This window comes from Caulobacter segnis, from assembly GCF_029543125.1.
GTDB lineage: Bacteria > Pseudomonadota > Alphaproteobacteria > Caulobacterales > Caulobacteraceae > Caulobacter > Caulobacter segnis_D.
Genome location: NZ_JARQWW010000003.1, coordinates 455,138 through 478,161 on the forward strand (window position 1 = coordinate 455,138; position 23,024 = coordinate 478,161).

The 23,024-nt window shown below is 65.4% G+C and carries 18 protein-coding genes; 2 read left to right on the forward strand and 16 right to left on the reverse strand.

Translation table 11 applies throughout. The annotated features are described in order from the left end of the window. Positions 1 to 19: 19 nt before the first annotated feature. The 15 genes from P7B02_RS11280 to P7B02_RS11350 form a co-directional block, all read right to left on the reverse strand. Positions 20 to 283, reverse strand: a complete 264-nt coding sequence (locus tag P7B02_RS11280) for a hypothetical protein (RefSeq protein ID WP_277786441.1) — start codon at positions 281 to 283, stop codon at positions 20 to 22. Continuing rightward, the gene (locus P7B02_RS11285) at positions 280 to 2,118 is read right to left on the reverse strand and encodes a chemotaxis protein CheA (protein ID WP_277786442.1); all 1,839 of its coding nucleotides are present in this window, start codon (positions 2,116 to 2,118) and stop codon (positions 280 to 282) included. Before P7B02_RS11285 ends, P7B02_RS11280 begins: the two co-directional genes overlap by 4 nt. Next, entirely contained in the window at positions 2,118 to 2,948 is an 831-nt protein-coding gene (locus P7B02_RS11290; RefSeq protein WP_277786443.1) for a CheR family methyltransferase, read from the reverse strand. Before P7B02_RS11290 ends, P7B02_RS11285 begins: the two co-directional genes overlap by 1 nt. Then, positions 2,945 to 4,012, reverse strand: coding sequence for a chemotaxis-specific protein-glutamate methyltransferase CheB (gene cheB, locus P7B02_RS11295; RefSeq protein ID WP_277786444.1), 1,068 nt, complete (start codon positions 4,010 to 4,012; stop codon positions 2,945 to 2,947). Before cheB ends, P7B02_RS11290 begins: the two co-directional genes overlap by 4 nt. After that, complete coding sequence (locus P7B02_RS11300; protein WP_277786445.1) at positions 4,009 to 4,407, reverse strand: chemotaxis protein CheW; 399 nt, start codon at positions 4,405 to 4,407, stop codon at positions 4,009 to 4,011. The genes cheB and P7B02_RS11300 overlap by 4 nt, the downstream gene beginning before the upstream one ends. Before the next feature lie 2 nt (positions 4,408 to 4,409). Continuing rightward, positions 4,410 to 6,311 (reverse strand): methyl-accepting chemotaxis protein, encoded by a 1,902-nt coding sequence (locus P7B02_RS11305; RefSeq protein ID WP_277786446.1) that lies wholly within the window; start codon positions 6,309 to 6,311, stop codon positions 4,410 to 4,412. A gap of 998 nt (positions 6,312 to 7,309) precedes the next feature. Beyond that, positions 7,310 to 7,654, reverse strand: coding sequence for a DUF3703 domain-containing protein (locus P7B02_RS11310; protein WP_269717131.1), 345 nt, complete (start codon positions 7,652 to 7,654; stop codon positions 7,310 to 7,312). After that, positions 7,651 to 8,316 (reverse strand): cation transporter, encoded by a 666-nt coding sequence (locus tag P7B02_RS11315; RefSeq protein ID WP_277786447.1) that lies wholly within the window; start codon positions 8,314 to 8,316, stop codon positions 7,651 to 7,653. The genes P7B02_RS11310 and P7B02_RS11315 overlap by 4 nt, the downstream gene beginning before the upstream one ends. Continuing rightward, a complete protein-coding gene (locus P7B02_RS11320) occupies positions 8,313 to 10,370 on the reverse strand; it encodes a heavy metal translocating P-type ATPase (protein WP_277786448.1) in 2,058 nt (685 codons plus the stop codon). The genes P7B02_RS11315 and P7B02_RS11320 overlap by 4 nt, the downstream gene beginning before the upstream one ends. Next, positions 10,370 to 10,972 carry a cation transporter gene (locus P7B02_RS11325; RefSeq protein WP_277786449.1) on the reverse strand — a complete coding sequence of 201 codons (603 nt, stop codon included), beginning with the start codon at positions 10,970 to 10,972 and terminating at the stop codon, positions 10,370 to 10,372. Before P7B02_RS11325 ends, P7B02_RS11320 begins: the two co-directional genes overlap by 1 nt. Continuing rightward, on the reverse strand, positions 10,969 to 14,187 hold the full coding sequence (locus P7B02_RS11330) for an efflux RND transporter permease subunit (RefSeq protein WP_277786450.1): 3,219 nt from the start codon (positions 14,185 to 14,187) through the stop codon (positions 10,969 to 10,971). The genes P7B02_RS11325 and P7B02_RS11330 overlap by 4 nt, the downstream gene beginning before the upstream one ends. A gap of 11 nt (positions 14,188 to 14,198) precedes the next feature. Continuing rightward, on the reverse strand, positions 14,199 to 15,317 hold the full coding sequence (locus P7B02_RS11335) for an efflux RND transporter periplasmic adaptor subunit (RefSeq protein WP_277786451.1): 1,119 nt from the start codon (positions 15,315 to 15,317) through the stop codon (positions 14,199 to 14,201). Positions 15,318 to 15,349: 32 nt separating this feature from the next. Further along, on the reverse strand, positions 15,350 to 16,606 hold the full coding sequence (locus tag P7B02_RS11340; RefSeq protein ID WP_269717189.1) for a TolC family protein: 1,257 nt from the start codon (positions 16,604 to 16,606) through the stop codon (positions 15,350 to 15,352). A gap of 52 nt (positions 16,607 to 16,658) precedes the next feature. Then, positions 16,659 to 17,012: a hypothetical protein gene (locus P7B02_RS11345; RefSeq protein WP_269717188.1), complete on the reverse strand. Its 354-nt coding sequence runs from the start codon at positions 17,010 to 17,012 to the stop codon at positions 16,659 to 16,661. A 452-nt stretch (positions 17,013 to 17,464) separates the two neighbouring features. Continuing rightward, complete coding sequence (locus tag P7B02_RS11350) at positions 17,465 to 18,343, reverse strand: tyrosine-type recombinase/integrase (protein WP_277786452.1); 879 nt, start codon at positions 18,341 to 18,343, stop codon at positions 17,465 to 17,467. Between the two features lie 658 nt (positions 18,344 to 19,001). On the opposite strand from P7B02_RS11350, the gene P7B02_RS11355 reads away from it, so the two are divergent. Both P7B02_RS11355 and P7B02_RS11360 read left to right on the forward strand, forming a co-directional pair. Further along, complete coding sequence (locus tag P7B02_RS11355; RefSeq protein WP_277786453.1) at positions 19,002 to 20,135, forward strand: AAA family ATPase; 1,134 nt, start codon at positions 19,002 to 19,004, stop codon at positions 20,133 to 20,135. Beyond that, positions 20,125 to 22,359 (forward strand): S8 family peptidase, encoded by a 2,235-nt coding sequence (locus P7B02_RS11360; RefSeq protein WP_277786454.1) that lies wholly within the window; start codon positions 20,125 to 20,127, stop codon positions 22,357 to 22,359. Before P7B02_RS11355 ends, P7B02_RS11360 begins: the two co-directional genes overlap by 11 nt. A 122-nt stretch (positions 22,360 to 22,481) precedes the next feature. On the opposite strand, the gene P7B02_RS11365 is transcribed toward P7B02_RS11360, so the two are convergent. Further along, the gene (locus P7B02_RS11365) at positions 22,482 to 22,850 is read right to left on the reverse strand and encodes a hypothetical protein (protein WP_277786455.1); all 369 of its coding nucleotides are present in this window, start codon (positions 22,848 to 22,850) and stop codon (positions 22,482 to 22,484) included. Positions 22,851 to 23,024 lie beyond the last annotated feature (174 nt).

The following is a 23,024-nucleotide window of genomic DNA, read 5'->3' on the forward strand; positions in this document are numbered from 1 at the left end:
TGGCCGATCTTCGGCCGACCTATACCTCGCCCTGGTCGGGCTGTCGTTGTGCTCGCAGGGCAGGGGCGATCCAGTCCCGGACAAAGGGATCGGCCGCCTCGCCGATGATGGTGGGACCAAAGACGAGCAACGCTTGCGTCACCGCACTATGCAGGCCGTCACATGATGAAATGTCTACAGTCTCGAACCGGCCGCTTTGTAGCAGCACTGTCAGGGGCTCTGCGTCCTCCACCCGACACAGGCCTTCAAGCCGGATATTTGCGCCGTCCTCGATGATGCTCATCGCGCCAGGCTCTCCACATCAAGGACCAGCAGCGCAAGCCCGTCGGCCGTGGTGACCGAGCCGACGAAGCCTGGAGCTCCCGCCATCAGACCTGTCAGGGGTTTCACCGCAGCATCGAGCCGCCCGATCACGCCGTCTACGACCAACAGGGCGCCGCGTTGCAGCTGCAGAACCGTCAGCGTGGTTGAGCCCGATCGGCGCTGGGCGCCCACAAGATCGGCCAAATGAACGGCGTCGGCCGCTTGTCCGCTGTCGATCCGGGCGCTCCTTTCCACCGCGGCCAGAGGAACAGCGTAGCGCGCCTGGCCGCACACCACGAGCGCCAACGGCGTCAGCATGATGGAGGCCGGCATGATCAGCGTGATCGTTGTGCCCTGACCCGTGGTGCTGCGCACCTGCACGCGTCCTCCCAACTGAGCGATTGCGGCGCGCACCGCATCCATTCCCACGCCTCGCCCCGAGATGGCGCCAGCCGTGCGAGCGGTGGTGAAGCCAGGATGGAAGATCAGCTCTAACAAGGCGTCCGGATCGAGCTGATCGGCGCTGCGCGCGTCGAGCACGCCTCGCGCCACAGCTCGCGCGCGGATGGCGCCCAGGTTCACGCCAGCGCCGTCGTCCTTGATGTCGATGGCGACTTCGCCCGCCTGACGGCGGGCCACAACATGCAAAGCGCCCATCTGAGGCTTGCCGCTGGCTGCGCGCTCGGACGCAGGCTCAAGGCCATGATCCATGGCGTTGCGCAAAATGTGCAAAAGCGGATCGAACAGTCCGTCCACGACACTGCGATCCAACTCCAACGCACCGCCCGAAAGCGTGAGGGCGGCGGGTTTGTTCAGGGTTTGCGACAAGGAGCGGACGACGCGGGGCAAGCGCTCGAGCAGTCCGGACAGAGGAACCAGCCGCGCCTGACCGATCACCGCGCGCAGTTCTTCGGACAGGCGATCCACCCGGCCCAGCCTTGCGGACAGGCCGCTTGCGAGGTCATGACCGCCAGGCAGATGCTCCACCTGACGCGCTAGATCCATGAGGCCGTTGCGCGCCGCGGTGAGCTCCTCGGTCAATCGGGCCATCTCGTCCAGCCGCTCGGCGGACAGGCGCACCGTGCGTGCGGCCTGACTTTCGGGCGAGCGAGCCTCCGGCGCCCCGGGCTCCAGAGACGCAGCCTCCAGAGCCCCGGCTTCTGGCATGGCGCTCGTCGTCAGGTCGACCTGATCGGCCACAAGGGCCAGCGCCTTTGCGATCACCTCCGGCGGAGCGCTGGAGGCGGCGTCGAGGACGAGGCGGCAATGAAAGGGGTCGTAGAGCGCGCCCGAGGCTTGATCACGAAGGCTGATCCGCAGAGCAGTCAGATGCGGCACGGCCTTGATGATCGCCAGGGGGTCGTCGCCGGCGAAATAGGCGTCCTCACGCGGAACGTAATGAATGCGCGTCACGCCGGGCCGAGTGAGGTCGTCGTAGCGCCCTGCGCGGGTCAGCGTCGAGCCGGCGTCTGCGGCGCGTTCGGCTGCGTCGGCGGGCAAGGCGCCATAGGCCGCCAGATGCTCGAGCCAGTCCTCGATGAGATCGACGATGCGAAGAAGAGGGAGTTGATCAGCCCTTTGGAGGAGGCCGGTCTTGCGCGCCGCCTCAAGGCGGTCTTCAGCTACGTGCAGCATCTGGCCCATCGGCGCCAGATCAAACAGGCCGGTGGAGCCTTTGAGCGTATGAACCGCCCGAAAGCAGGCCTCCAGCGCGTGGGCGTCGTCGGCGGCGACGGACAGGCGCTCGAGCGCGCGGGCAGCCTCACGCCGCTGGTCGCGCCCCTCGATCAGGAACTGCTCCAGAAGGGCGTCCATCACCGCACCGCCCGCTGGTAGACGGTGGCGTCCTTGAAGCGGCGCGTGACGAACCGGTCGTTGATGCGGGTCATCGCCTCGCTGTGGCCAAGACAGACATAGCCGCCCGGCGCCAGGCGGTCATAAAGGTTGTCCGCCGCCTTTTGCCGCGCGGCCTCATCGAAATAGATCAGCACGTTGCGGCAGAAGATGATGTCGAACAGACCTTGGCGCTGGAGGCTGGCGGCGTCGATAAGGTTGGCGAAGGTGAAGGTCACAGACTCGCGCAGGTCGTCGATGATCTTGCGCCTGTGTCGGCGCAGCGGCTCGAAGTAGGTCTCCAGAGCCGGTTCCGGGAGGCGGGCCAAGGCGCGTTCGCCATAGAGGCCGGCACGGGCGGCCTCGAGCGCGTCGGTGTCTATGTCCGAGCCGACGATCTCCACATTGTAGGCATCGACCATCCGCCAGTTGTCCAAAAGCCACAGGGCGATGGAGTAGGCTTCTTCGCCGGTAGAGCAGGGCGCCGACCAGATGCGGATTTTGTCCCCCGGCCGCCGTGTGGCGGCGATGTCGGGGAGCAGATCGTTCACCATGCAGGCGAACTGGTGCTCTTCGCGATAGAAGTAGGTTTCATTGACGGTGAAGGCGTTGATCAGGTTCTCGCGTTCGCCAGGGTCGCGGGCCAGGCGGGCGAAGTAGTTGTCGAAGACTTGGTCGCCCACTGCATCCATGCGGCTGAAGACGCGGCGCTCAACGTAGTAGCGTCGCGACTCGCCGAAGTTCATGCCTGTCCAGCGCAGCATCTCGCCACAAAGCCGTGTCAGGTCAGGAGCAGACAGATGGCCGCTCATGACGCAGAAATCCAATCGACGATCTGATCGGCCATTTTCTCCAGGTCGAGAATCTCATCGGCGCCGCCGAGGCGCGCCAGAACGCCCGGCATGCCCCAGACGACCGCGCTTTCCTGTGACTGTGCGATCGTGCGTCCGCCGGCCTGGCGGATGGCGGCCAGGCTCGCTGCGCCGTCGTCGCCCATGCCTGTGAGGAGGACGCCGATGAGTTTTGAGGCGTCAAGGTTAGCCAGGGCGGAGGCGGCGAGGCGGTCGACGCTGGGGTGCCAGCGGAGCGCGCGGTCGGAAGGAGCGGGGAGGGCGACGAGGCTCTCGCCACGTCGCGAAACGATCATGTCGGCGTCGCCGCGGGCGATATAGACGCGCCCTGTCTCGAGTACGGTGGGGGCGATGACCTCCAGAACCTGAAGCTCGCAAAGACCGTCCAGACGCCGCGCAAGCGACCCTGTGAAGGCGGCGGGCATGTGCTGAGCCACGACGACGGGCCAGGGCAGATCTTCAGGCAGTCCGCCGAGCACGGCCTCAAGCGCGGGCGGCCCGCCCGTGGAGGCGCCTACGATGATCAGGCCCGGACCGGTGTCGAGGCTGAACGTCCTGCGCCGCGCAAGGCTGGCGGTTTTCCGGGGGCGGCCCCTGACGGAGGTGCTTTGCAAGGCTCTTGCCCGCTTCGGCTGCGCCGCGGCAGCCGCGCGCACCTTGTCCACCACCAGAGGCGCCAGCTCATCGATGTGCAGGCTGGCCGGTCCCCCGGGCTTGGGAACAAAGTCGATCGCGCCGCGCTCAAGCGCGTTCAACGTGGTTTCAGCGCCTTGCTGGGTGAGCGAGGAGACCATCACCACAGGTCTGGGCCGCTCGACCATGAGCCGCTCCAGAACCTGCAGTCCATCCAGGCGCGGCATCTGAACGTCGAGAGTGATGACGTCCGGCGAGAAGGCGTCCGCCATTTGCAGCGCTTCAATGCCGTCGCGCGCGAAGGCCAGTTCAAAGCCCTCCGCCTCTGACAAGATCTCACCCAGCACGCGACGCATCAGCGGTGAGTCATCGACGATGAGCACCTTGATCATTTGGCCGTCCGCGCTTGGCGCCAAGCTTGATCGAACGCCTCGCCCAACACACGCTCAAGATCGAACGGGCGTGTCACGCCGTCTGTCTCGACACTGCACGAGGCGTCATCGCCGGCTTCCATGAGCGCCTCCACCTCGTCGATCACCAATCCGACGCGCGGTTCGACGAGAACCACAAGCCGGCTGCCGCCGGTGCTGACGCATCCGTCGATGAGGCGCGCCAGGTCGACAACGGGCGTCAGCTCGCCTCGCAGCACGGCCAGCCCCAATGCTGCAGGCGGCCCGTTGGGCAGCGTCGTCATCTCCGGAAGATCGAGGACCTCGCGCACACGCGCGACATCGAGTGTCATCCGATGCTGTCCGGCCAGGACGCTTAGACGTCGCGAAGCAGCCATGATCAGCCAGCGGGCGCTGCGAGCGCTTGCGCGAGCAGGGCGACCTCTTCGATCGCCGCGGCCAAGTCTTCTGCGCCACGCGCCTGCTCGCGCGCCGCGCCCGCCACCTGAAACGCCGCGCCTCCGGCCTGATCGGCGGCTGAGGCGATCTGGGCGACGCCGGCGCCGACCTGGCTGACGGCGCGCAAGATCACATCAGCGCCCTGACTGATTTCATCCGCGCCTTCCAGGAGGGTGTCGATATCGGCGGCCATGACGCCCAGACGCTCCAGAACAATCGCGTTGCGAGCGACTTCCGCCTCTGCGGCGCGGGCGATCGTCTCCAGGTCGCGGCGGATGCGGCCCGCCTCCAGTCCAACCCCGTCCACCAGGTCCTTGACCTGGTCGGCGTTGCGGCTGGCGGTGTCCGCCAGAGTGCGGACGTCAGCTGCGACAAGTTTAAAGGCGAGGCCGGCTTCGCCGGCGCGCGCGGCCTCCACGGCACCGCTGGTGGCGAGCATTGTGGTGCGCAAGGCCAGCAGGATGATGGCGTCGCTGGCCTTGGCGATGCGGCGCGATCCGCCTTCAAGGGCGTCGACCAGGAGGACTACAGCGTCCGTTTCTTCACGGGCGCGCGCCACCGCGGCGATCATGCGCTCCACATCGGCGCGACTGCGCAAGAGCAGGGCGCGCGTGGCCTGCGCGCGCGCCTGGGTCTGACGGGCGCGGGCGGCTGCGATCTGAGCCGACTCCTGGATCTGGTCCATGGCCGCAGAGGCTTCCTGGGTGGCGCTCGCCTGCGACTGGGCTCCTCGATTGATCTGGTCGGCGGCTACGAGGATTTGGCTTGCGGAGCCGGACAGCTCCTGAATGACCGCCGAAAGCTCTTCGGCCGCGGCTGAGATCGCCGTGACCGCCTCGGGCGTGACCGTTCCGGCGGCGATCTGATCGGTCATTCCTGAAAGCTCGGCCGCGGCCTCTTCGGATTGTTCGAGCGAGCTCGTCTGTTGTTCGACCGCCGCCTGCGCCTCGGCGGCGGCGGCGGCCTGTTCTTCGGCGGCGCTGGCGATCACTTCGCTGCCGCGTTTGGCCTGCTCGATGGCGGCGGCGGAGTCGATGGCGGCGGTGAGGACCGCTTCGCTGTCCAGGCGCAAGGCGATCAGATCATCGCCGATCTGCGCGAGCAAATCAGTGACGCCCTTGGCCTGTCCAGCCTCGACGGCGGCGAGGTCGGCGGCGGCGCCGAGACGGGCGACGATTTCCTGCACGCCGGCGTCGATCGTTCGGCTTATGCCCCCGATGTCGTTTGACCGGTACCGAGCGGCGTCGGCCAAGGCGCGGATTTCGTCGGCGATCACCGTAAAGCCTTGGCCCGCGTCCGCGGCGCGGTCGGCTTCGATCGCCGCGTTCAGGGCCAGAAGGTTGGTCTGCTCGGCGATGTCGGCGACCCCGGCCATTAGGGCCTCGATCCGCTGGGCATGGGCCTTTAGGGCGGCGACCATTTCGACGCTTTGGATCTGCCGACGGGCGTTTTGGGCGACCGCCTCCACCGAAGCGGTCACCGCCCGACGTGATTCGGCCGCCAGCTCCTGCAGCGCCAAGGTGCGCTGACGCGCGGCGTCGGCGCGTGTTCGCGCCTGTTCGAAAGCCGCGCCCATGGTAGTCACGGCGGCCATCGACTCTTGAGCGGCCGAAGCAGCTTCCTCTGCGCCGGAGGCGATGACGGTCAGGGCCTGACCCAGTTCGGCCGCGGCGCCGGCGGCTTCGGCCAGGCCGCCCGCAAGCTCCAGGGTCGCAGCGCCGATGCGTTCATGGGCGCTTGTCGTTCGGGTCAGGGGGCGGCGACGGGGAGGCGAGGCGGGCTCTTGCGCAACGGATGAGGCGGCTCGGCGGCCGGATAAGGCCGATTTCTTCACCAACGCCATCATCGCCCCCTGTGCATCGCTGCGCGATCCATACGCGCGATCACGGCAAAGGGCAGCGTAAATCGGCGTTCTTCAGCCGAGCCGACGAAAAGATGGATCTGATGAAACGTCGTCTGCACAGTCGCCGCCCCAGCGACACCCGCCGCACTACGGGCAGGAGCTAAACTCAAGGCGAAGCTTGTGGTTCCCTTGATCGAAGGGAACGCGTCGCTGTTTTCCTTGGAAATCTGGGAAGTTCAGGTTCGGCCCGATGTCTGGCGTTTAACTTTCCCAGGGCCTCGTCACGTCATTGCCGGCGGCCGATCATTCGCGTGCAGGCCACAAGCGCGTCTTCAAGGGCAGCCTGCCGCGACGCGAGTGAGACAAGCTGGATTTGGCGCTCCGACAAGACTGACACGATGATGCTCCGTTGCGTCGCGCCCGCAAATGTGGACAGGAAGATTGGGCAAGAGGTGGAGCGCCATGCTTGCGCTCACTGGAAGCTGCTCCTTCAGGCCGTACGCTGCCAGGGGCGACCTGCCTGAGGCGTCAATCACGGCCGAGATTTCCGATAATATATATTAGACGCTAAATGGATGGGGCCGTCCAGGCGACGTCCCTGCTCATCACTGACCATAATAGATGCCCCATTTAATTGATGCGGCTTTTGGCACCGGAATAGATGCCGCTTTTCGCCAAAATAGATGCGGCATTGTCCCGGCCCGGAGAACGAAGACACCGCCATCGCCCAGGTCGCGACTGTCCCGAAACTCGTCCGATGCGGAGGTTTCGCGACTTTGATTTCGCTACAGAGTTCTCGGACGCACCTACCCGGAAATATTTCAACGATGCGTCGCCGGCAGCTGCTGTCCGGAAAACGTAGGTTTTTCGGACGCGGGCTACAGTGGAGCATGTCCGCCTAGGAGCCGCCATGATTCAGAAGGGCTTTACATAGGTGATGCCGGCGCGAACGTTGGAGTCGTCACCGCGCGCCGTCACGCGTGTCGTTGCATAGCCAACTACTGACAAAGTTCGACCAGATCGGACGGGACTGGCATCGGCGCTTCAGCTGGTACATCAGCGCCCCCGGTATTGCCGACGGGCAAGCGTCCCATCCACGACAGTAAGCCACCCGCCGCCAGGCGGATTATCTGCCCCCTCACCTCGCGCCAGTCACGCCGGCGCAAGCCGACTTTCAGCATCGTCCAATGGGCCCAGCTATGAGCTCCGGCCGAAGGTTGACCCAGGATGTGTGCGCGCTCCAGGCGCCGAAAGGCCTCGTCAAGATCGCCTTTGGCCAACGCCTCCTTCGCCAAGGCGGCCTCGTCGCGATAGGCGGCCAACCGTTTCGGCTTGAGCGTCATGCCGCGGCTCCAGCGGCGCTCCGCTCCTCGCGCGCCTGCAGGGTGATCTGCCAAGCCGAGCGAAGGAAAATCACGGCCAGGAAGACGCCGACAATCAGGTCGGGCCAGCGCGAGCCCGTCAAGCTGACCACAAGACCAGTGAACGCCACGGCGATGCATTGGATGACATCGTTGCGGGTGCAGAGCCAAACCGAGCGGACATTGGCGTCGCCGTCGCGGTATCGAAGTAGGAGCAGCGCGGCGAGCAGATTGGCGGCGATGCCGAACAGTCCTGCGCCAGAAATCGCGAAGCCCTCAGGCTCCGCGCCCGACACCAGTCGCCAAACGGCGATGCCGACGACGCTGGCCGCCAAGAGCGCCAGGCTGGCGCTCTTGATGAAAGCCGCATTGGTCCGGGCCGCGACGCTTCTGCCAATCACCCAGAGGCTAAGGCCATAGGTGGCTGCATCGGCCGCGAAATCCAGTGAGTTGGCCGCAAGCGTCGTCGATTGCGCCACCAGACTTCCGACCGCGACCACCACGAACCCCACGAGGTTGATGGCGATCACCGCCGCAAGAATGCGCCGGTAGGCCTTCGAGGCGCCATCGAAGCGAACGGTCTGGCCGCAGCAAGACGATCCGGCGGAAGGCGTGGTGGATTTGGTGGTTGAGCAGCTTGTCATGCCTGCACCCTGCGCCCTGTAGCTGGTACAGGGTCAAGTTCGTCATTGGCCGTCATCGGATCGCGGTAAGCCAGCAGGCGAAGGGCGTTGAATACCACCAACAAGGTCGACCCCTCGTGCATCATCACAGCCGGCCCGATCCCCAGACCCATGATCGTCGCGGGCACCAGTATCGCCACGACGCCGAGGCTGACGAAGACGTTCTGGCGGATGATCCGCCGTGTGCCGCGGCTTAAGCCCACCGCGAACGGCAGATGAGCGAGATCATCGGCCATCAGCGCTACGTCCGCTGTCTCGAGCGCGACGTCCGAACCGGCCGCCCCCATGGCGACGCCGACCGTCGCACTGGCCATGGCCGGGGCGTCATTGACCCCGTCGCCGACCATGGCGACCTTGTCCTCACCGGCGAGCTTCTTTATCGCCGCCACCTTGTCCTCGGGCATCAGGTCGCCCCAGGCCTCGTCGAGCCCAACCTCCCTGGCGATGGCGTCGGCGACCTTCTGGTTATCGCCCGAGATCATGATCATGCGGCTGACGCCCAGCTTGTGCAGCTTTGCAAGCGCGGCCTTCGCCGAGGCCCTTGGCGTGTCCATCAGGCCGATGGCGCCAAGGTCCCTCCCCGCCCTGCGCACCACCATGGTCGTACGGCCCGCCTCGCGAAGCTTGGCGATGGCATTCTTGGCGACTGCATCCAGCGCGGGCACGCCGTCCGCACCGAACATCTCAGCCTTGCCGATCCAGACGGTGTCTCCATCGATCTTCGCGGCGACGCCCTTGCCCGTGAAGCTGCGAAGATCGGTCGCCACAGGAAAGGTCTGCTCGCCCAGACGTTTACGCCCATCCCTGACGATCGCTTGGGCGAGCGGATGGTCGCTCATAGCCTCGACCGCCACCGCCACAGCCAGAAGCTCCTGCTCGGTCGCGCCCTCGACCGCAACGATGTCGGTGATCCGCGGACGCCCCTCGGTCAGAGTTCCGGTCTTGTCGAAGGCGATGGCTTTGAGCGAGCCAAGGTTCTCCAGAGGCGCGCCGCCCTTGACGAGCACCCCGCCACGCGCCGCCCGAGCGACGCCGGACAGCACGGCGCTGGGCGTGGCGATGGCCAGGGCGCAGGGGCTTGCCGCCACGAGGACGGCCATGGCGCGGTAGAAGCTGTCGGTGAAAGGCTCATCCACGACCACCCAGGCGAAGAGCAGAAGAACGGCGGTGATCAGCACGGCGGGGACGAAGAACCGTTCGAAACGTTCGGTGAACCGCTGGGTCGGCGACTTCTGGGTCTCCGCCTCGCTGACCATCTTGACGACCTTGGCCAGGGCGGTCTCGTCCGAGCGACGGGTCACCTCGATCTCGATCACCGCGCCGCCGTTGATCGTGCCGGCGAACACCCGGCTCGCAGCGTCGAGAGAGTCTGGTCGTTCGCGGGCTATAGCCGGGTCAGCCACGGGTGATTTGTCGACGGGGATGCTTTCGCCAGTGACCGGAGCCTGGTTGATCGCGCTGGCGCCTTTGGTGACGAAGCCGTCGGCCGCCAGCCGCTCGTTGGGACGAATGATGACGGTGTCGCCGACCACCAGCTCCTGCACCGCAATCTCGAGAGTTTGCCCTTCCCGACGGACGGTGGCGGTGTCGGGCGCAAGTTCGGCCAACGCCTCGATGGCGCGCTTTGCGCGCCCCATGGCATAGTGCTCGAGCGCATGGCCTAGGCTGAAGAGGAAGAGCAGCAAGGCGCCTTCGGCCCATTCCCCAAGCGCGGCCGCGCCCATGGCGGCGACCAGCATCAGGGTGTCGATCTCGAACTTCCTGTGCTTGAGGTTCTCAAGAGCCTCGCGCGTCGTAAAGAAGCCGCCGAAGCCGTAGGCTGCAATATAGCAGGCCATCGGCAACGCGCCCGGTGCGCCAGAGACGAGCTTTTCGACAGCAAAGCCCATGCCCAGCAAGGCGCCGCAAGCCAGGGCGAAGATTAGTTCGGTGTTGGCGCCGAGGAGGCCAGCGTGGGCGTGTTCGTCTTCGGAACCGGAAGACGCAACGTGATCTTGGTGGTTCTGGTCGGCCATCAGCGGCCCTCCCCTTGCCTGTCGGACTCGCGACGCGCGTCCTGAAGAATTTCGACGCCGCCCTTCAACGCTATGGCGGCGACGAGGACGCCAATCGCCAGGTCGGGCCAGGCTTGGCCTGTGAGCATGACCAGCGCGCCAGCCAGGAGGATGCCGCCGTTTGAGGCGAAATCGTTCAGACTGAAGGTCTCGGCCGCACGCATGTTCACATCCTTGCCGCCCTGCCGTTTGACGAGGATCAGGCAGACGAGGTTCACGACGGCGGCGACTAGGGCCAGGACCATCATCGTGCCGCCGACAGGCTCGGTTCCGACGACCCAGCGGCGGACGGCGTCGGCCACCACGCCCACGGCGAAGATCAGCAGCATGATCCCTGACAGGCGGGCGGCGCCGCGCTTCCACCTGCCCGCCCTGCCCACAGCCAGAAAGCTGATCAGATAGACCGCCGCGTCCGAGCCGTTGTCGACGGCGTTGGCGAGCAGCGCGCTGGAGTCAGCGACGACGCCGCCAACTCCAAGCCCGCCCGCAAGGGCCGCGTTGAGGAGGAACACCGTCGCCAGCGTCTTGCGCTGGCGACGTTCCGATTGCGCCTTGGTCGTCATTCCTCGATCGCCTTTGGCTTGCGACGGCGAGCCGCCACGGCGGCGAAGGTCGGCAAGACCAGCAAGGTCAAAGCCGTGGACGTCAGCAGCCCGCCGATCACGACCGTGGCCAGGGGCTTTTGCACCTCGGCGCCGGCGCCGTGGGCGATGGCCATGGGGATAAAGCCAACGATGGCGACCAGAGCGGTTGTGAGCACGGCGCGCAGGCGGCTTGTCGCCCCCTCAACGGCGGCCTCGACGCTGGCGACACCCCTGTCGAGGCGTTCACGGATGGCTTGCATGAGGACAAGGCCGTTGAGGGTGGCCACGCCCGAGACGGCGATGAAGCCGACCGCCGCAGATACCGAGAACGGCATGCCGCGCAAGACAAGCGCCAGCGCGCCCCCGATCAGCGCCAAGGGCACGCAAGCGAACACCAGTCCGGCTTCGGCGAATGAGCCCAGCGCCATGAACAGCAGCAGCCCGATAAGGACGAACACGACCGGGATCACCAGCCCCAGGCGCTGTTCGGCCCGCTTGAGATTCTCGAACTGCCCGCCCCACTCCAGACGCACGCCGGCCGGCAAGGCGATCTGATCGACCTTGCCTTGAGCCTCAGCGACGAAGCCGCCCAGATCGCGGCCGCGCACATTGGCCTGCACAACCATGCGGCGGCTGCCATTGTTGCGGCTGATCTGGTTGGGTCCCTCAGCGGTTTCGATACGCGCCACCGACGACAGCGGCACGGTGACTCCACTGGCCGACACGATCGGCAGCGCCGCCAGACTGGCCGGGTCGTTGCGAGCCGTCTCCGGCAGGCGCACGACAACGTCGAAGCGGCGGTCGCCCTCGAAAATCCGACCGGCTTGCGCACCGCCGATCGCAGCCGAGACCGCATCGCTGACATCGCCGGCGGTGAGGCCGTAGTTGGCGGCCGCGAACCGATCGACGCTGATGGTCAAGGTGGGAAGTCCCGAGGCCTGCTCCACACGAACGTCGGCCGAACCGCTGGTCTGGCGAAGCTGACCGGCCACCTGATCGGCGACCTTTTGCAAAGTGGCGAAGTCATCGCCATAGACGAGGACGGCAAGGTCGGTCCGCACGCCCGAGATCAGCTCGTTGAACCGCAGCTCGATCGGCTGGCTGAATTCAAAGCTGTTGCCGATCTGGAGCGAAGCCTCCTTCTCGATCCGCGCGATGAGGTCTTCCTTGGGAAGCTTGGAGTCGGGCCAGTCGCTGCGGTCCTTCAGCACGATGACGCTGTCGGAGATGTTCGGCGGCATGGGGTCGACCGCCGCCTCGGCCGTGCCGGTGCGCGAGAACATGGTCTCGACCTCGGGCTGTGCCGTGATGGCGCGCTCCAGGGCCATCTGCATGGCCAGCGACTGCTCCAGGGACGCCGACGGCACGCGCAGCGCCTGCATGGCGATGTCGCCTTCATCGAGGGTCGGGATGAACTCTCGACCAAGGGTCGCAAAAGCCAGACCTCCGACAACGAGCGCCCCGAGGGCCGAGATAAGGACGACCTTGGGACGCGCCACGGCCGCAGATATGGCCGGTTCGATCCAGCGCCGCGCAAAGCGGATGACCAGGGTCTCGTGCTCCTCGGCTTCGCCGTTCGACGCGACATGGACACTCTTGGGCTCACGCACCAGCAGCGCTGTCATGGCAGGCACGAAAGTGAAGGAGAAGATGAAGGCCCCGATCAGGGCGAGCATCACTGTGGCGCCCATGGGGATGAAGGTCTTGCCCTCGACGCCTTCCAGCAGAAGGAGCGGCGTGAAGACCAGAAGAATGATCAGCTGGCCGAAGGCGGCCGGCTTGACCATCTGGCCGGCCGCCTTGCCCGCGGCTTCAAAGCGCTCCTTGCGGGTCAAAGCGCGCCCCAGGTCAGCACGTCTTTGCGCCAGCACCAGCAGGGTGTTCTCGACGACGACAACCGCCCCGTCGACCAGCAGCCCAAAGTCGAGAGCGCCAAGGCTCATCAAATTGCCGCTGATGCCAAAGCGGTTCATGCCGATGACGGCGAAGAGGAAGCTGATGGGGATCATCAGCGCCGTGATGCTGGCGGCGCGGATGTTGCCCAGCAGCAGGAAGAGCACGACGACCACCAGTAGCGCGCCTTCGGTGAGATTGCGCGCCACGGTCTTGATGGTGGAGTTCACCAGGGCCGAGCGGTCAAGGACCGTCACCGCCTCGATGCCTGGCGGCAGGGTCTTGCGCACTTCCTCCAACCGCTCGCCCGCCGCCTGGGCGACCGTGCGGCTATTGCCGCCTGCGATCATCAGAGCGGTGCCAAGCACCGCCTCGTGCCCGTCGCGGCTGGCGCCGCCAAGCCTGGGCGCCTGGCCGATCTCGACAGTCGCCACATCAGCCACGCGCACCACCAGGCCGTTGCGGTTGGTGACCGGAGCTTGGGCGAGGTCTTCGGTGCGAAGCGCCAGGGCGTCGGTGCGCACCACGAGCTGTTCGCCCGCCCGCTGCACATAGCCGGCGCCGGCCTGCATGTTGGCCCGATCCAGGGCTGTGATCAGGTCCTGCAGTCCAAGTCCGTAGGAAGACAGGCGCGCGACGTCCGGCCGGACCGCATACTCCTTGACGTAGCCGCCGACGGTGTCGACGCCGGCAAGGCCCTTGGCGGTGCGCATTTGCGGCGCGACGATCCAATCTTGGACCGTGCGCAGATAGGTGGCGCGCTGCTCGGGCGTGGCGAGCCGGTCCCCTTCCGGCGTCAGATAGGCGCCGTCAGATTGCCAGCCCGGCTTGCCGTTGCGAGCCAGGGCGCGATTGAACGGCTTATAGTCCACCGTCCACATGAGGACTTCGCCCAGGCCGGTGGTGATCGGCGCTAGGGCGGGCTCGACGCCCTCTGGAAGGCGCTCGCGCGCCTGGGCCATCCGTTCGGCCACCTGCTGGCGGGCGAAGTAGATGTCCGTCTTGTCGTTGAAGATCACGGTGATCTGGCTAAAGCCGTTGCGGCTGAGCGATCGCGTGCTGGTGAGGCCGGGAATGCCGGCCATGGCGGTTTCCAGAGGATAGGTGACTTGGCGTTCGATCTGTTCGGGAGCCAGCGCCGGCGCGACCGTCGTGATCTGGACTTGGCGGTTGGTGATGTCCGGAACAGCGTCGATCGGCAGTCTCGTCAGCTCGAAGAGGCCGTAGGAGGCCAAGACGGCGACGATGAGGACGACGAACCACCTGAGGCGGACGGAAAGTTCGATGATGGGTTTGAACATGGGCCTGCTCCCTAGTGCCCATGCCCGGCTTCGCCCTTGGAGAGCTCAGCCTTCAGCAAAAAGGTGTTGGTGGAAGCGATCCGCTCTTGTCCGGTGAGGCCGCTGACGATCTCGGTTCGACCCTCAGCCTGACGGCCGACGACGACTGGGCGAGCCCGAAAGCCCTCCTTGACCTGCACGAACACGACCGGCCCGCTCTCCAGGGTCTGGATGGCGTCAGCCGGAACGGTCAAGCCTTGGTCGCCAGTCTGGGTGACGACCGCTCCGGTGACGGCGGCGCCCGCCGGCGGAAGCACCGCGCTTGCCGCTCTGGCGCGTATCACCGCCGCGCCGCTTTGCGGCGTGGCGTTGGCGGCGACCCCGGTCACTTCGGCCTGGAAGTCGCCGGCCGGTCCGGTGACGCGGATAGCCGAACCCACCTTCACCTGGTTGGCGAGGCCGGCTGGCGCGTTGAACACCAGCTCCACGCGGGTCGGGTCGGTGACTTCGGCCACCACGCCGCCCTGGGCGACGAAGCCGCCAGGTCCGACCTGAACGCCGGTGACGACGCCAGAGATCGGGCTGGTGATGCTCAGACGCCCCGACGCATTTGGCGATCCGGCGGCGCTGGTCCTAGCTCGCGCCGCCTGGGCGGCGGCGGCGGCGGCGGCGTGTTGTGCGCGTGAGGCCTCAACCTCCTGCCGAGCCACCACGCCCTGGTCGGCCAGGTTGCGGTTGCGCTGGTAGACCAGACGCGCAGCTTCGGCCTGGGCCGACGCCGCCGAGACGTCGGCCGCGAGCGATGCTGCGTCGCCGCTGACCAGGGTGACCAGCGGCTGACCCGCCCGGACCGTTTGCCCGGCCGCCACCAGAACACGTTCGACACGACCGGCCACGGCGGCGCCAGCTGCTGCCCTGGCGTCGACCATGGCCTCGACGCGGCCCGAGACGCGGGTTTCGGCGCCGCCGCCCCTGCCGACGGTGACGACAGCGATGCGTGAGGCTTCGATTTGCTGCGCATCGAGGGCGATCACGCCTTCAGGGGCTTTGGGCTCTGAGGCCTCGCCGGACTGCGGCGCCTGCGCGTCCGCCGGTGGATGCTGTTCACGCGGCCAGTTGAAGGCCACGCCCGCAGCGACGACAGCCGCCACACTTGCTCCGATCAGGAGGCTTTTGGAGAGTTTCATTGAGATGAGCCTTGGTAAGGGGCGCGGCCTTCCAGGCGCGCCAGATCGATTTCAGCGCGGACGCGCGTGAGACGGGCTTCGACAGCGGTCGTGCGCGCGTCGATCAGGGCCGACCGTGTCGTTCGCAGCTCAAGTTGTGAGATGCGCCCGGCCTCAAAGCCGATGCGTGACAGACGGTAGGCTTCCTGAGCTGTGGCGACGCCCACGTCGGTGGCCTGCACGCGTGAGCTCGACGCCCGAAGACGCGCGCTCGCCGCCGCATAGCCCGCCGCCGCGTCCTGACGCGCCGAGGACAGCCTTGCGTCTGCCGCCCGGTACTCGGCCTGTGCGGCCCGCAGATTACCCCGGTTCCGATCGAACAGAGGAAGCGGCATGCTGACGCCGAACACGACGGCCGCCGTATCATCGACTTCGAACCGCCGCACACCGACATTGGCGGTAATATCGGGCATGGCGCGCACACGCTCCACGGCGATGGCCCGCTCGGCCGCGAGACGCTCAGCCTCAGCCACCTGCACCGACGGGGGTGTCGATGACCCATCGCCACGTTGCGCTGGGCTAAGATCCAGGAGGCTTACCTCGACGCTCGTGACAGGTTCTGCCAACAGGGCGACGGCTCGCAGACGAGCGAAGGCTGCGTCCCTTTCGGCGAGCGCTTCATCGCGCGCGGCGGCAGCCGCAGCCGACTGGCTTTGCGCCTGGACACCCCGGAGGGCCGGTTCACGCCCCTCCTCCACCTGCAGGCGCGCAGCTTTGGTGTCCGCTTCGGTAAGCGACAGGGCCTCATCTGCAAGGAGGTAGCGGCGCTGAGCGGCCTCGGCTTCGGCATAGACCAACGCAAGGCGGCCGGCCGCATCGAACGCGGCCAGATCGCGGCGGCGGGCGGCAGCCCCGGCTTCGGCTCTGGCGGCGTCGATACGAATGCCCCGCCGCCCCCAAAGCTCCAGTTGTTGGCTGACCGACAAGGTCGTCTCGGCCGCGTTGAAGCCAGAGTAAGCACCCCGCCCCAGCACGTTCTCTGCATCAAGGCCGAGCGTAGGGTTGGGTCGAGCGCGAGCCTGGAGGAGCCGTCCTTCGGCGGCGTCCTGAAGAGCGGCCGCTTCTTGCGCGGCTGGTGTTTGATCGAGCCGCTTCAGGAGGTCCTGAAACGGGGGCGCGGGTTCAGCCCAGGCAGGGCTGGTGAGCGCGGTCGCTAGAGCGATCCACGCGCAGCCGGCCGCAAAGCGCGGCGGCCGCCGAAATACGGATGACATGATTGGAGTCCCAAAGAGCTGACACGAGACGCGCTCATCGGCGCGGCGGCGGTCAGGCCTTGGGTGGGCGCTTCAGGCCTTCGGGTGTAATCGAGGCGAGCGCCGGATCCGCCATGAGCGGACGATCGTTGGCGCCGACCAGCGTCAGCGTCTCAGTGGCGATGAACTCGCCCCGGAGAGACGAGCCGTGGTGGCAATGTCCATGCGCGCAGACGGCGTGATCCGCCCCTGCTCCACCGTGGTCGCCGCCCTTAGGTCCGTGATCAGAGGAGACATGCTCAGCCGCCGCAACGGGCGACTCTGGCGCGCAGGTGACAGCGTCGATGACAGGCGCAGCGACGAACACGGCGACCACGAGGGTCAGCGCCGCGATCAGCCGCTTAAAGCTTGCGATCGTCCGGTCCATAGCCGCCACGTAGTAAGCGTCGAGTGCTTTGGCAATGCGTTATAAGTTACCGCACGCCTGTATGTTATAAGATACAGTAGGCGAGCCGGCAGCGATCCGCGGCGACATCAAGTAGTTCGTAGATTCTAGGTCTATGTTTGACGGGGATTAGAAAACACCGCGCCTCGTGCTGAACAACAGACTGGCGCGTACGGCGCCCCGGGCCACTAAGCCACATCTAGCACCTGATCTTGCGCGTCAATTGCCGCGAAATTTCTGACCGAGTGCGATCCTCGTATCGACGATGGTCGCTTCAAATGCAGCATCAATTCCAGTGAAACTACGCATCTATTGTAGTAGGCGACGCTGCTCCTCACTGACCAAAATAGATGCCCCATTCTATTGATGCGGCTTTTCGCACCGGAATAGATGCGGCTTTTGGCCAAAATAGATGCGGCATCTAGTCTCTCACGTCAGAGACGTAAGAGACTTACATCGATGGACGCATGGGCTTCCCGATCATAGCGCCGCGTGAGGTTTACGCTGGAGTGACCAGCAAGCTGTTGAGCACCTCGTAGGTCTCCGCCGCTCTCGAGGTAGTTCGTAAGGCTCGCTGCGCGGAATGAATGGCTAGAGATCCCTTCACCATCGATGCCCAACTCTTTGAAGCGCCTGGTGATGATTGACCAAGTCTCCTGGCGTAAAAGCCTCTTCCCGGATTTCGACGGAAAAAGCGGTGTATCGGGACCGTCGAGATATGGATGGACGTCAAGGTAGGCATCGAGGATCGTGCTGAACTGTAGCCCAATTGCGAGTCGCCGAACTTGTCTCCGGCTGTTTTGGACGAGCAGGCAACGTGTGCCCCCAATGTCAGCAATCGTCCCAATGTTGAGGCCGGTGAGCTCGGAAGCTCTGATCGCGGTGAAGTAAAAGGTGGCGAAGATTGCCCTGTCACGGATATCGAGCCATGTCTCTGTGGGCATCGCTTCAAGCAGCATCTTTATCTGATTGCGATCGAGCGCCGTAGTTGCGGGCGCTTTCTCCAAACGCGGGGGCTTAATGCCCCACGTTGGATTGACCTGAGACGGCTCGTATATCCTGAGCCGTCGGTAGAAGTGAGCGATTGCAGCTAGACGTTGCCTCCGCGTCGCCGTCGTAACACCAGCTTCGGCAGCAGCGTCATCCCAGGCTCTAACGATGGCATCAGTGACATGCTGCGCCGCGCCGACCTCTGCGACCTGCGGCGAGGAGAAGAAATAACGGAGCGCCAACCGATACGCACTGACGGTGCTTGGCGGCGTGCCTGGATCGAATAGGTTCGACCATGTCTCCTGGACTGCGGAGCTGCTCACGGACAGCACAGGCGGATCGACTGGTACGTACGTCCTGCTACGTTGCCCCCCTGCCCGCTGAGCCATCACCACCTCGCTGGAAGATCGTCGGAGGGTATCTAGATTCGGGATTCGGCAGCGCTCTCGTATGCATTATGCTGCTGTCGGATTTGATCGGTTGAGGCAGGGCCATGAAGTCAACGCGATCGAACTCGCGCACTTTTCGAGTGCTCGGGGTCACCTATGACGGCGTCGCCATTATAAAACCCCCGCGATCGACTCGGTTCACCATGGCCGAGTTGAAAGCCGCGATCACATCAGTTCGGGCGAAGGCCGCGGCGCCCACATAACCCTTCCCCGCCACACGCGTGTTTAGGCGCTATAGGCCTTCAAGCCGGCTCGTCCAGAGGCGATGGAGGCCCGCTTCCCCGATCTCGCACAGGCCCTCCGCCACGCCCTGGCGTGGTCCCAGCGAAACCTTGCTTGCGCGCATCGACGCGGGTCCGGCCAGCAGAGGGCGACTACGATCTAAGTGACGCTGCGTCCTCCACAATCGGACGATCTCGACCAACAGTGGTGCAGATCGCGCTTGCGCAAGCTGGTCGGCCTTCGTTGATTGCGAGTTTACACTTTGGCGATTGCGGTTGACTAAGCGCGGTAGGCGTGGTCAATATGGCGCATGACAGTTGACACCGCCACGCTTCTTGAGATTTTCGATGCCGCCTTGGAGGCGGACTACACCCGCGTACGCCGGGTGGGCAACCGCGTGGCGCGCGCCTTGGCGGAAAGTGGTGATGCCGCCGGCGCCAAAGCGCTCCAGGCCGCGCTCAAGCAGCGCGCAATTCCGCTTCAGGCCAGTGGATATGCGGAAGCTCTGCCGCGCGACGCCGGGTCGAGACTGCCGCTTGTCGAAGAAGGTCAGTGGCCCACGACGCCCGCTTTTCTAAACGAACAGTCTGGCAAGACGGTCGCTCGGTTCCTAGAGGACGCCGCCAATATCGACCTTTTGGCGCGCGAGGGCGTGGCGACCCGCCTGGGCTTGTTGATGCACGGTCCGCCGGGATCCGGGAAGTCTCTGCTCGCCGGTCACATCGCGGCGCGTTTGCAGCGTCCGTTCTATATCGTCAGGCTGGACTCGATGATCTCCTCGCGGTTGGGCGAGACCGCCAAAAACATCCGCGGCGTGTTCGAGTTTATCCCGCAACGCAACGCCGTCCTTTTCCTCGATGAAATGGACGCCATCGCCAAGGTGCGCGATGACCGACATGAGCTCGGAGAACTCAAGCGGGTTGTAAATACCGTTCTGCAAGGTCTGGATTCTCTATCCGATGACGTCGTGGTCGTGGGCGCAACCAATCACGCTCATCTGCTTGACCCCGCGATCTGGCGGCGCTTCCCCTACAAGCTCGCTCTAGACATGCCGGAAGAGGACGTGCGGCGCGAGATGTGGGCGCGGTTCCTTTATGGGGACGCAACCGGGCCCGATCTTGAGGTCGCCCTGTTGTCGCGACTGTCGGCCGGGCTCAGCGGCGCAGACATCGAGAACATCGCCCTCGGCGCGCGGCGTCGCGCCATCCTCGACGGCGCGCCGCTCGCCCTAGCGCAGGTCTTTAACGCGGTCACGCTCTCGCGACCCGGCGCGCCCGAGCTCGTCCATGACGGTGACTTGTCAGCCGAGGAGAAGAAGCGCCTCGCCGCGCGACTGCGCGACAGCGGCGAGATGACTGTCACCGATATCGCCAAACTGCTCGGCGTCAGCCGTCAGATGGCACACCGATATCTCGGAAGCCAGGAGCCGACCGATGCCCGCTGACGCCCGCCCTCTCCTCAATCCGGTTCTACGCTTCACCAAGGAGCCCAGCCCCAAACGTGTCACTGGCGGCGGTAAAAACGCCCGGGCGATCCTGAGTTCTCGCCTTGGCGCGCAACGCGCACGTCTGGCTCGTGAGTTTCGAGGGCTGGCGGCGACAGCGCCGGACGCGCCACGCTTCAACGGCCGCGTGGTCGTGTACGCCGCGATGTTCGACGACTCACTCGCCCCAAGCTACACGCCTAAAGACTTCCTTTCCCCCGAACGTGGCGCGCGCCTGATCGCCCCATTCCGCTCCGGCTATTTGGTCGAGGTCGAGACAGCGTGGTTGCCTCGCCTCGCCGCTGCGGCGGAGGCGACGGACCGCACCGTGGATATGGTGGATCTATCGCGTATCCAGGGCGTGCGCTTTTTCGATGAGGCCGATCCCTCGGGCCTCCGCAGTCTCGACGAGGCGTGGGCGGCCGCTCCGAAGCTTCAAGGCGGTCGCGCCTTCTTGGCCTGGTTCATGCCCCTGCACGACGACGAGGCAGGCGAGGCGCTGCTGGATCGCCTGGAGGCTCTGCGCGACGGTGTCATCGAAGCCGCGCCGAACCTGCTCGCCGACCTCGGGATCGACCTATCCGAAGCGCCCACTCTTTTACAACGGGGGGTGCGCATCGCTGCAGGACAGGATCGCTTCAGCCTCGCTCTGAGGGCCTATCGTCAGGAGAAGCGGGCCGTCACGACCGTGATTGTGCCCACGCGACTGGCGCTTACCAAACTGGCGGCATCTGGCACAGTCTATCGACTTGAACCTATCGCACCGATCGCTTCTACCGCGCCCGGAGAAGGGGTAGAGCCGGACCGGCCGTTGCCGAAAACCATGGCTGCCCTGCCCATCGTTGGCGTCGTCGACGGGGGGCTGACCGCCGGCTCCTACGCAGCGGCCGAAGCCTGGCGCGCTCCGCCGTTTGTAGCAAATAGCCTCGCCGATACGGCGCACGGCAATCGGGTTACGTCTCTGGTCGTCCAGGGGCACGACTGGAACAACAATCTGGTGCTTCCACCGCTTTATTGCCAGATCGGCATTGTTCAAGCGGTTCCGCGCAAGGACGCTGGCGTCTTGCTCGATCCGCAAGAGTTCTTAGCCTATCTCGATCTGGTGATGGCGGCCTACCCGGACACCAAGGTCTGGAACTTTTCGATGAACCAGCCGGCCTCCTGCGACCCTGAGGCCGTTAGCTATCTCGGACACGGCATCGCACTGCTTGCACGCAAGCACGATGTCCTGCCGGTTATTTCCGTGGGCAACAAACCGGGCGCCCTCCTGCAGCCGCCGGCGGACTGCGAAGCGGCGCTCACCGTTGGCGGACGGGCTCATAATGATGACGGCGCCGTCGCGGGCGCTTGTCCTGTGAGTCTGACTGGACCTGGGCCATCGAGCATGTTGAAGCCCGACTTGTCGCATTTTTCTAGCGTGCGGGTCCTCGGCGGGCTGCTGACGCAGGGATCGAGCTTCGCCACAGCCCTCACCTCACCTCTCGCGGCCCATACAGCGCAGCGCTTGCGCGATCCGAGGCCCGACTTGGTGAAAGGACTTCTCCTGCATCGCGCCGACGGCATAGGACACGACGCCGCTTTTGGTTTCGGCGCCCCTGGTCCGACCCTGCCTTGGGACTGCGCACCCGGCTACGTCACCATGCAGTGGACGGCACGTCTCCGTCCCGGCGCCGCTTACTATTGGGATTTGCCGATCCCGCCAGCGCTACGCAAAACCGGAAAGCTGCGCGGCGAAGGCAAGCTCACTGCCATCCTCAACCCGCACCCGATGGTAACGGACATCGGCGGACCGAACTATTTCAGCGCCCGTGTCGAGACCGCGCTCCAGCTCCAGCGCGGCGGAAAGAACCACAATCTGCTGGGCGGTCTGGAAACCGGTCAGGCGACGGAAGCCGAGGCACGGGCTCAAGATCATAAGTGGAGCCCCGTACGCCAGCATGCGCGAGCCTTTCAAGGGGTCTCATTCGACGGCGAGACGCTGAAAGTATATGCGCGCACCTATGTCCGCGACCTATACCTCCACGGATTGACCGCGACTGAAGAAGTTCCGGCAATGGAGGTAGTCTTCATCCTAACCCTTTCGTCCGGCAATCCGGCTGACGACATCTACAACGAATTGCGCGATCAGCTCGGTTCCTTCGTCGAAACCTCTGTGATTCAGATCGACGCCGACATTGAGGTCTGAGGCTTTGCCGGTTCGGCTCTGCGCCAACTCCAGACATTCAGCTCTGGCGTAAACCTGACGTCCGCGGGCGCGGAGCCAGGTCGGTGTGAACGAGGTGCTCTTGCATCCGCTGTGCGCCAACATCAGCCCTGCAGGTCGGACATCTCGCGACGGAGAAAGTCGAGGCCGTAGGCGGCGAGGGCCACTGCGGCGAAGGTCTCGCCTAGATCGTAGTTGTAGCCGTCTGGAACAGCATGGAGCTGGCCCCGCTCCATGACGGGCTGCAGCCGAAGGTGCTCCGGCAAGAAGGAGATGAACGGTGGCGGGTCATCGCAGGTCGGCGTGTACGTGTATATCCGCCTGCCATCCCCCTCGGTTCGGACGCTCTCCTCATACCCACCGAAGGCGCCCACCGCGATGATGCTTTCCTGCGGCGCACTAATCGGCGCGACGCCATGCTCGTCGGCGTTTCGGGCGGCCCAAAGGTAGGCGAGCGCCGAATCGGCGGCCACGCGAGTGATCGGAGCGGCGTAAGCCTTGGACCTCCTGCGCCCAGCTGCCTCGCAGCGGTTCAAGGCGCGACGCCAGTGGATGAGGTAATCTTCCCAAGCGGACCTGGCACTTTCGAAGGATGCAGCGGCGGCCAGGGCCTCGTAGGCTTGGATCGCGCGATCCGCCGACGCACG

Excerpts from the sequence above, each read along its gene's own strand:
- P7B02_RS11280 (WP_277786441.1), bottom strand. The coding sequence starts at position 283 with ATGAGCATCATCGAGGACGGCGCAAATATCCGGCTTGAAGGCCTGTGT.
- P7B02_RS11285 (WP_277786442.1), bottom strand. The coding sequence starts at position 2,118 with ATGGACGCCCTTCTGGAGCAGTTCCTGATCGAGGGGCGCGACCAGCGG.
- P7B02_RS11290 (WP_277786443.1), bottom strand. The coding sequence starts at position 2,948 with ATGAGCGGCCATCTGTCTGCTCCTGACCTGACACGGCTTTGTGGCGAG.
- cheB (WP_277786444.1), bottom strand. The coding sequence starts at position 4,012 with ATGATCAAGGTGCTCATCGTCGATGACTCACCGCTGATGCGTCGCGTG.
- P7B02_RS11300 (WP_277786445.1), bottom strand. The coding sequence starts at position 4,407 with ATGGCTGCTTCGCGACGTCTAAGCGTCCTGGCCGGACAGCATCGGATG.
- P7B02_RS11305 (WP_277786446.1), bottom strand. The coding sequence starts at position 6,311 with ATGGCGTTGGTGAAGAAATCGGCCTTATCCGGCCGCCGAGCCGCCTCA.
- P7B02_RS11310 (WP_269717131.1), bottom strand. The coding sequence starts at position 7,654 with ATGACGCTCAAGCCGAAACGGTTGGCCGCCTATCGCGACGAGGCCGCC.
- P7B02_RS11315 (WP_277786447.1), bottom strand. The coding sequence starts at position 8,316 with ATGACAAGCTGCTCAACCACCAAATCCACCACGCCTTCCGCCGGATCG.
- P7B02_RS11320 (WP_277786448.1), bottom strand. The coding sequence starts at position 10,370 with ATGGCCGACCAGAACCACCAAGATCACGTTGCGTCTTCCGGTTCCGAA.
- P7B02_RS11325 (WP_277786449.1), bottom strand. The coding sequence starts at position 10,972 with ATGACGACCAAGGCGCAATCGGAACGTCGCCAGCGCAAGACGCTGGCG.
- P7B02_RS11330 (WP_277786450.1), bottom strand. The coding sequence starts at position 14,187 with ATGTTCAAACCCATCATCGAACTTTCCGTCCGCCTCAGGTGGTTCGTC.
- P7B02_RS11340 (WP_269717189.1), bottom strand. The coding sequence starts at position 16,606 with ATGTCATCCGTATTTCGGCGGCCGCCGCGCTTTGCGGCCGGCTGCGCG.
- P7B02_RS11345 (WP_269717188.1), bottom strand. The coding sequence starts at position 17,012 with ATGGACCGGACGATCGCAAGCTTTAAGCGGCTGATCGCGGCGCTGACC.
- P7B02_RS11355 (WP_277786453.1), top strand. The coding sequence starts at position 19,002 with ATGACAGTTGACACCGCCACGCTTCTTGAGATTTTCGATGCCGCCTTG.
- P7B02_RS11360 (WP_277786454.1), top strand. The coding sequence starts at position 20,125 with ATGCCCGCTGACGCCCGCCCTCTCCTCAATCCGGTTCTACGCTTCACC.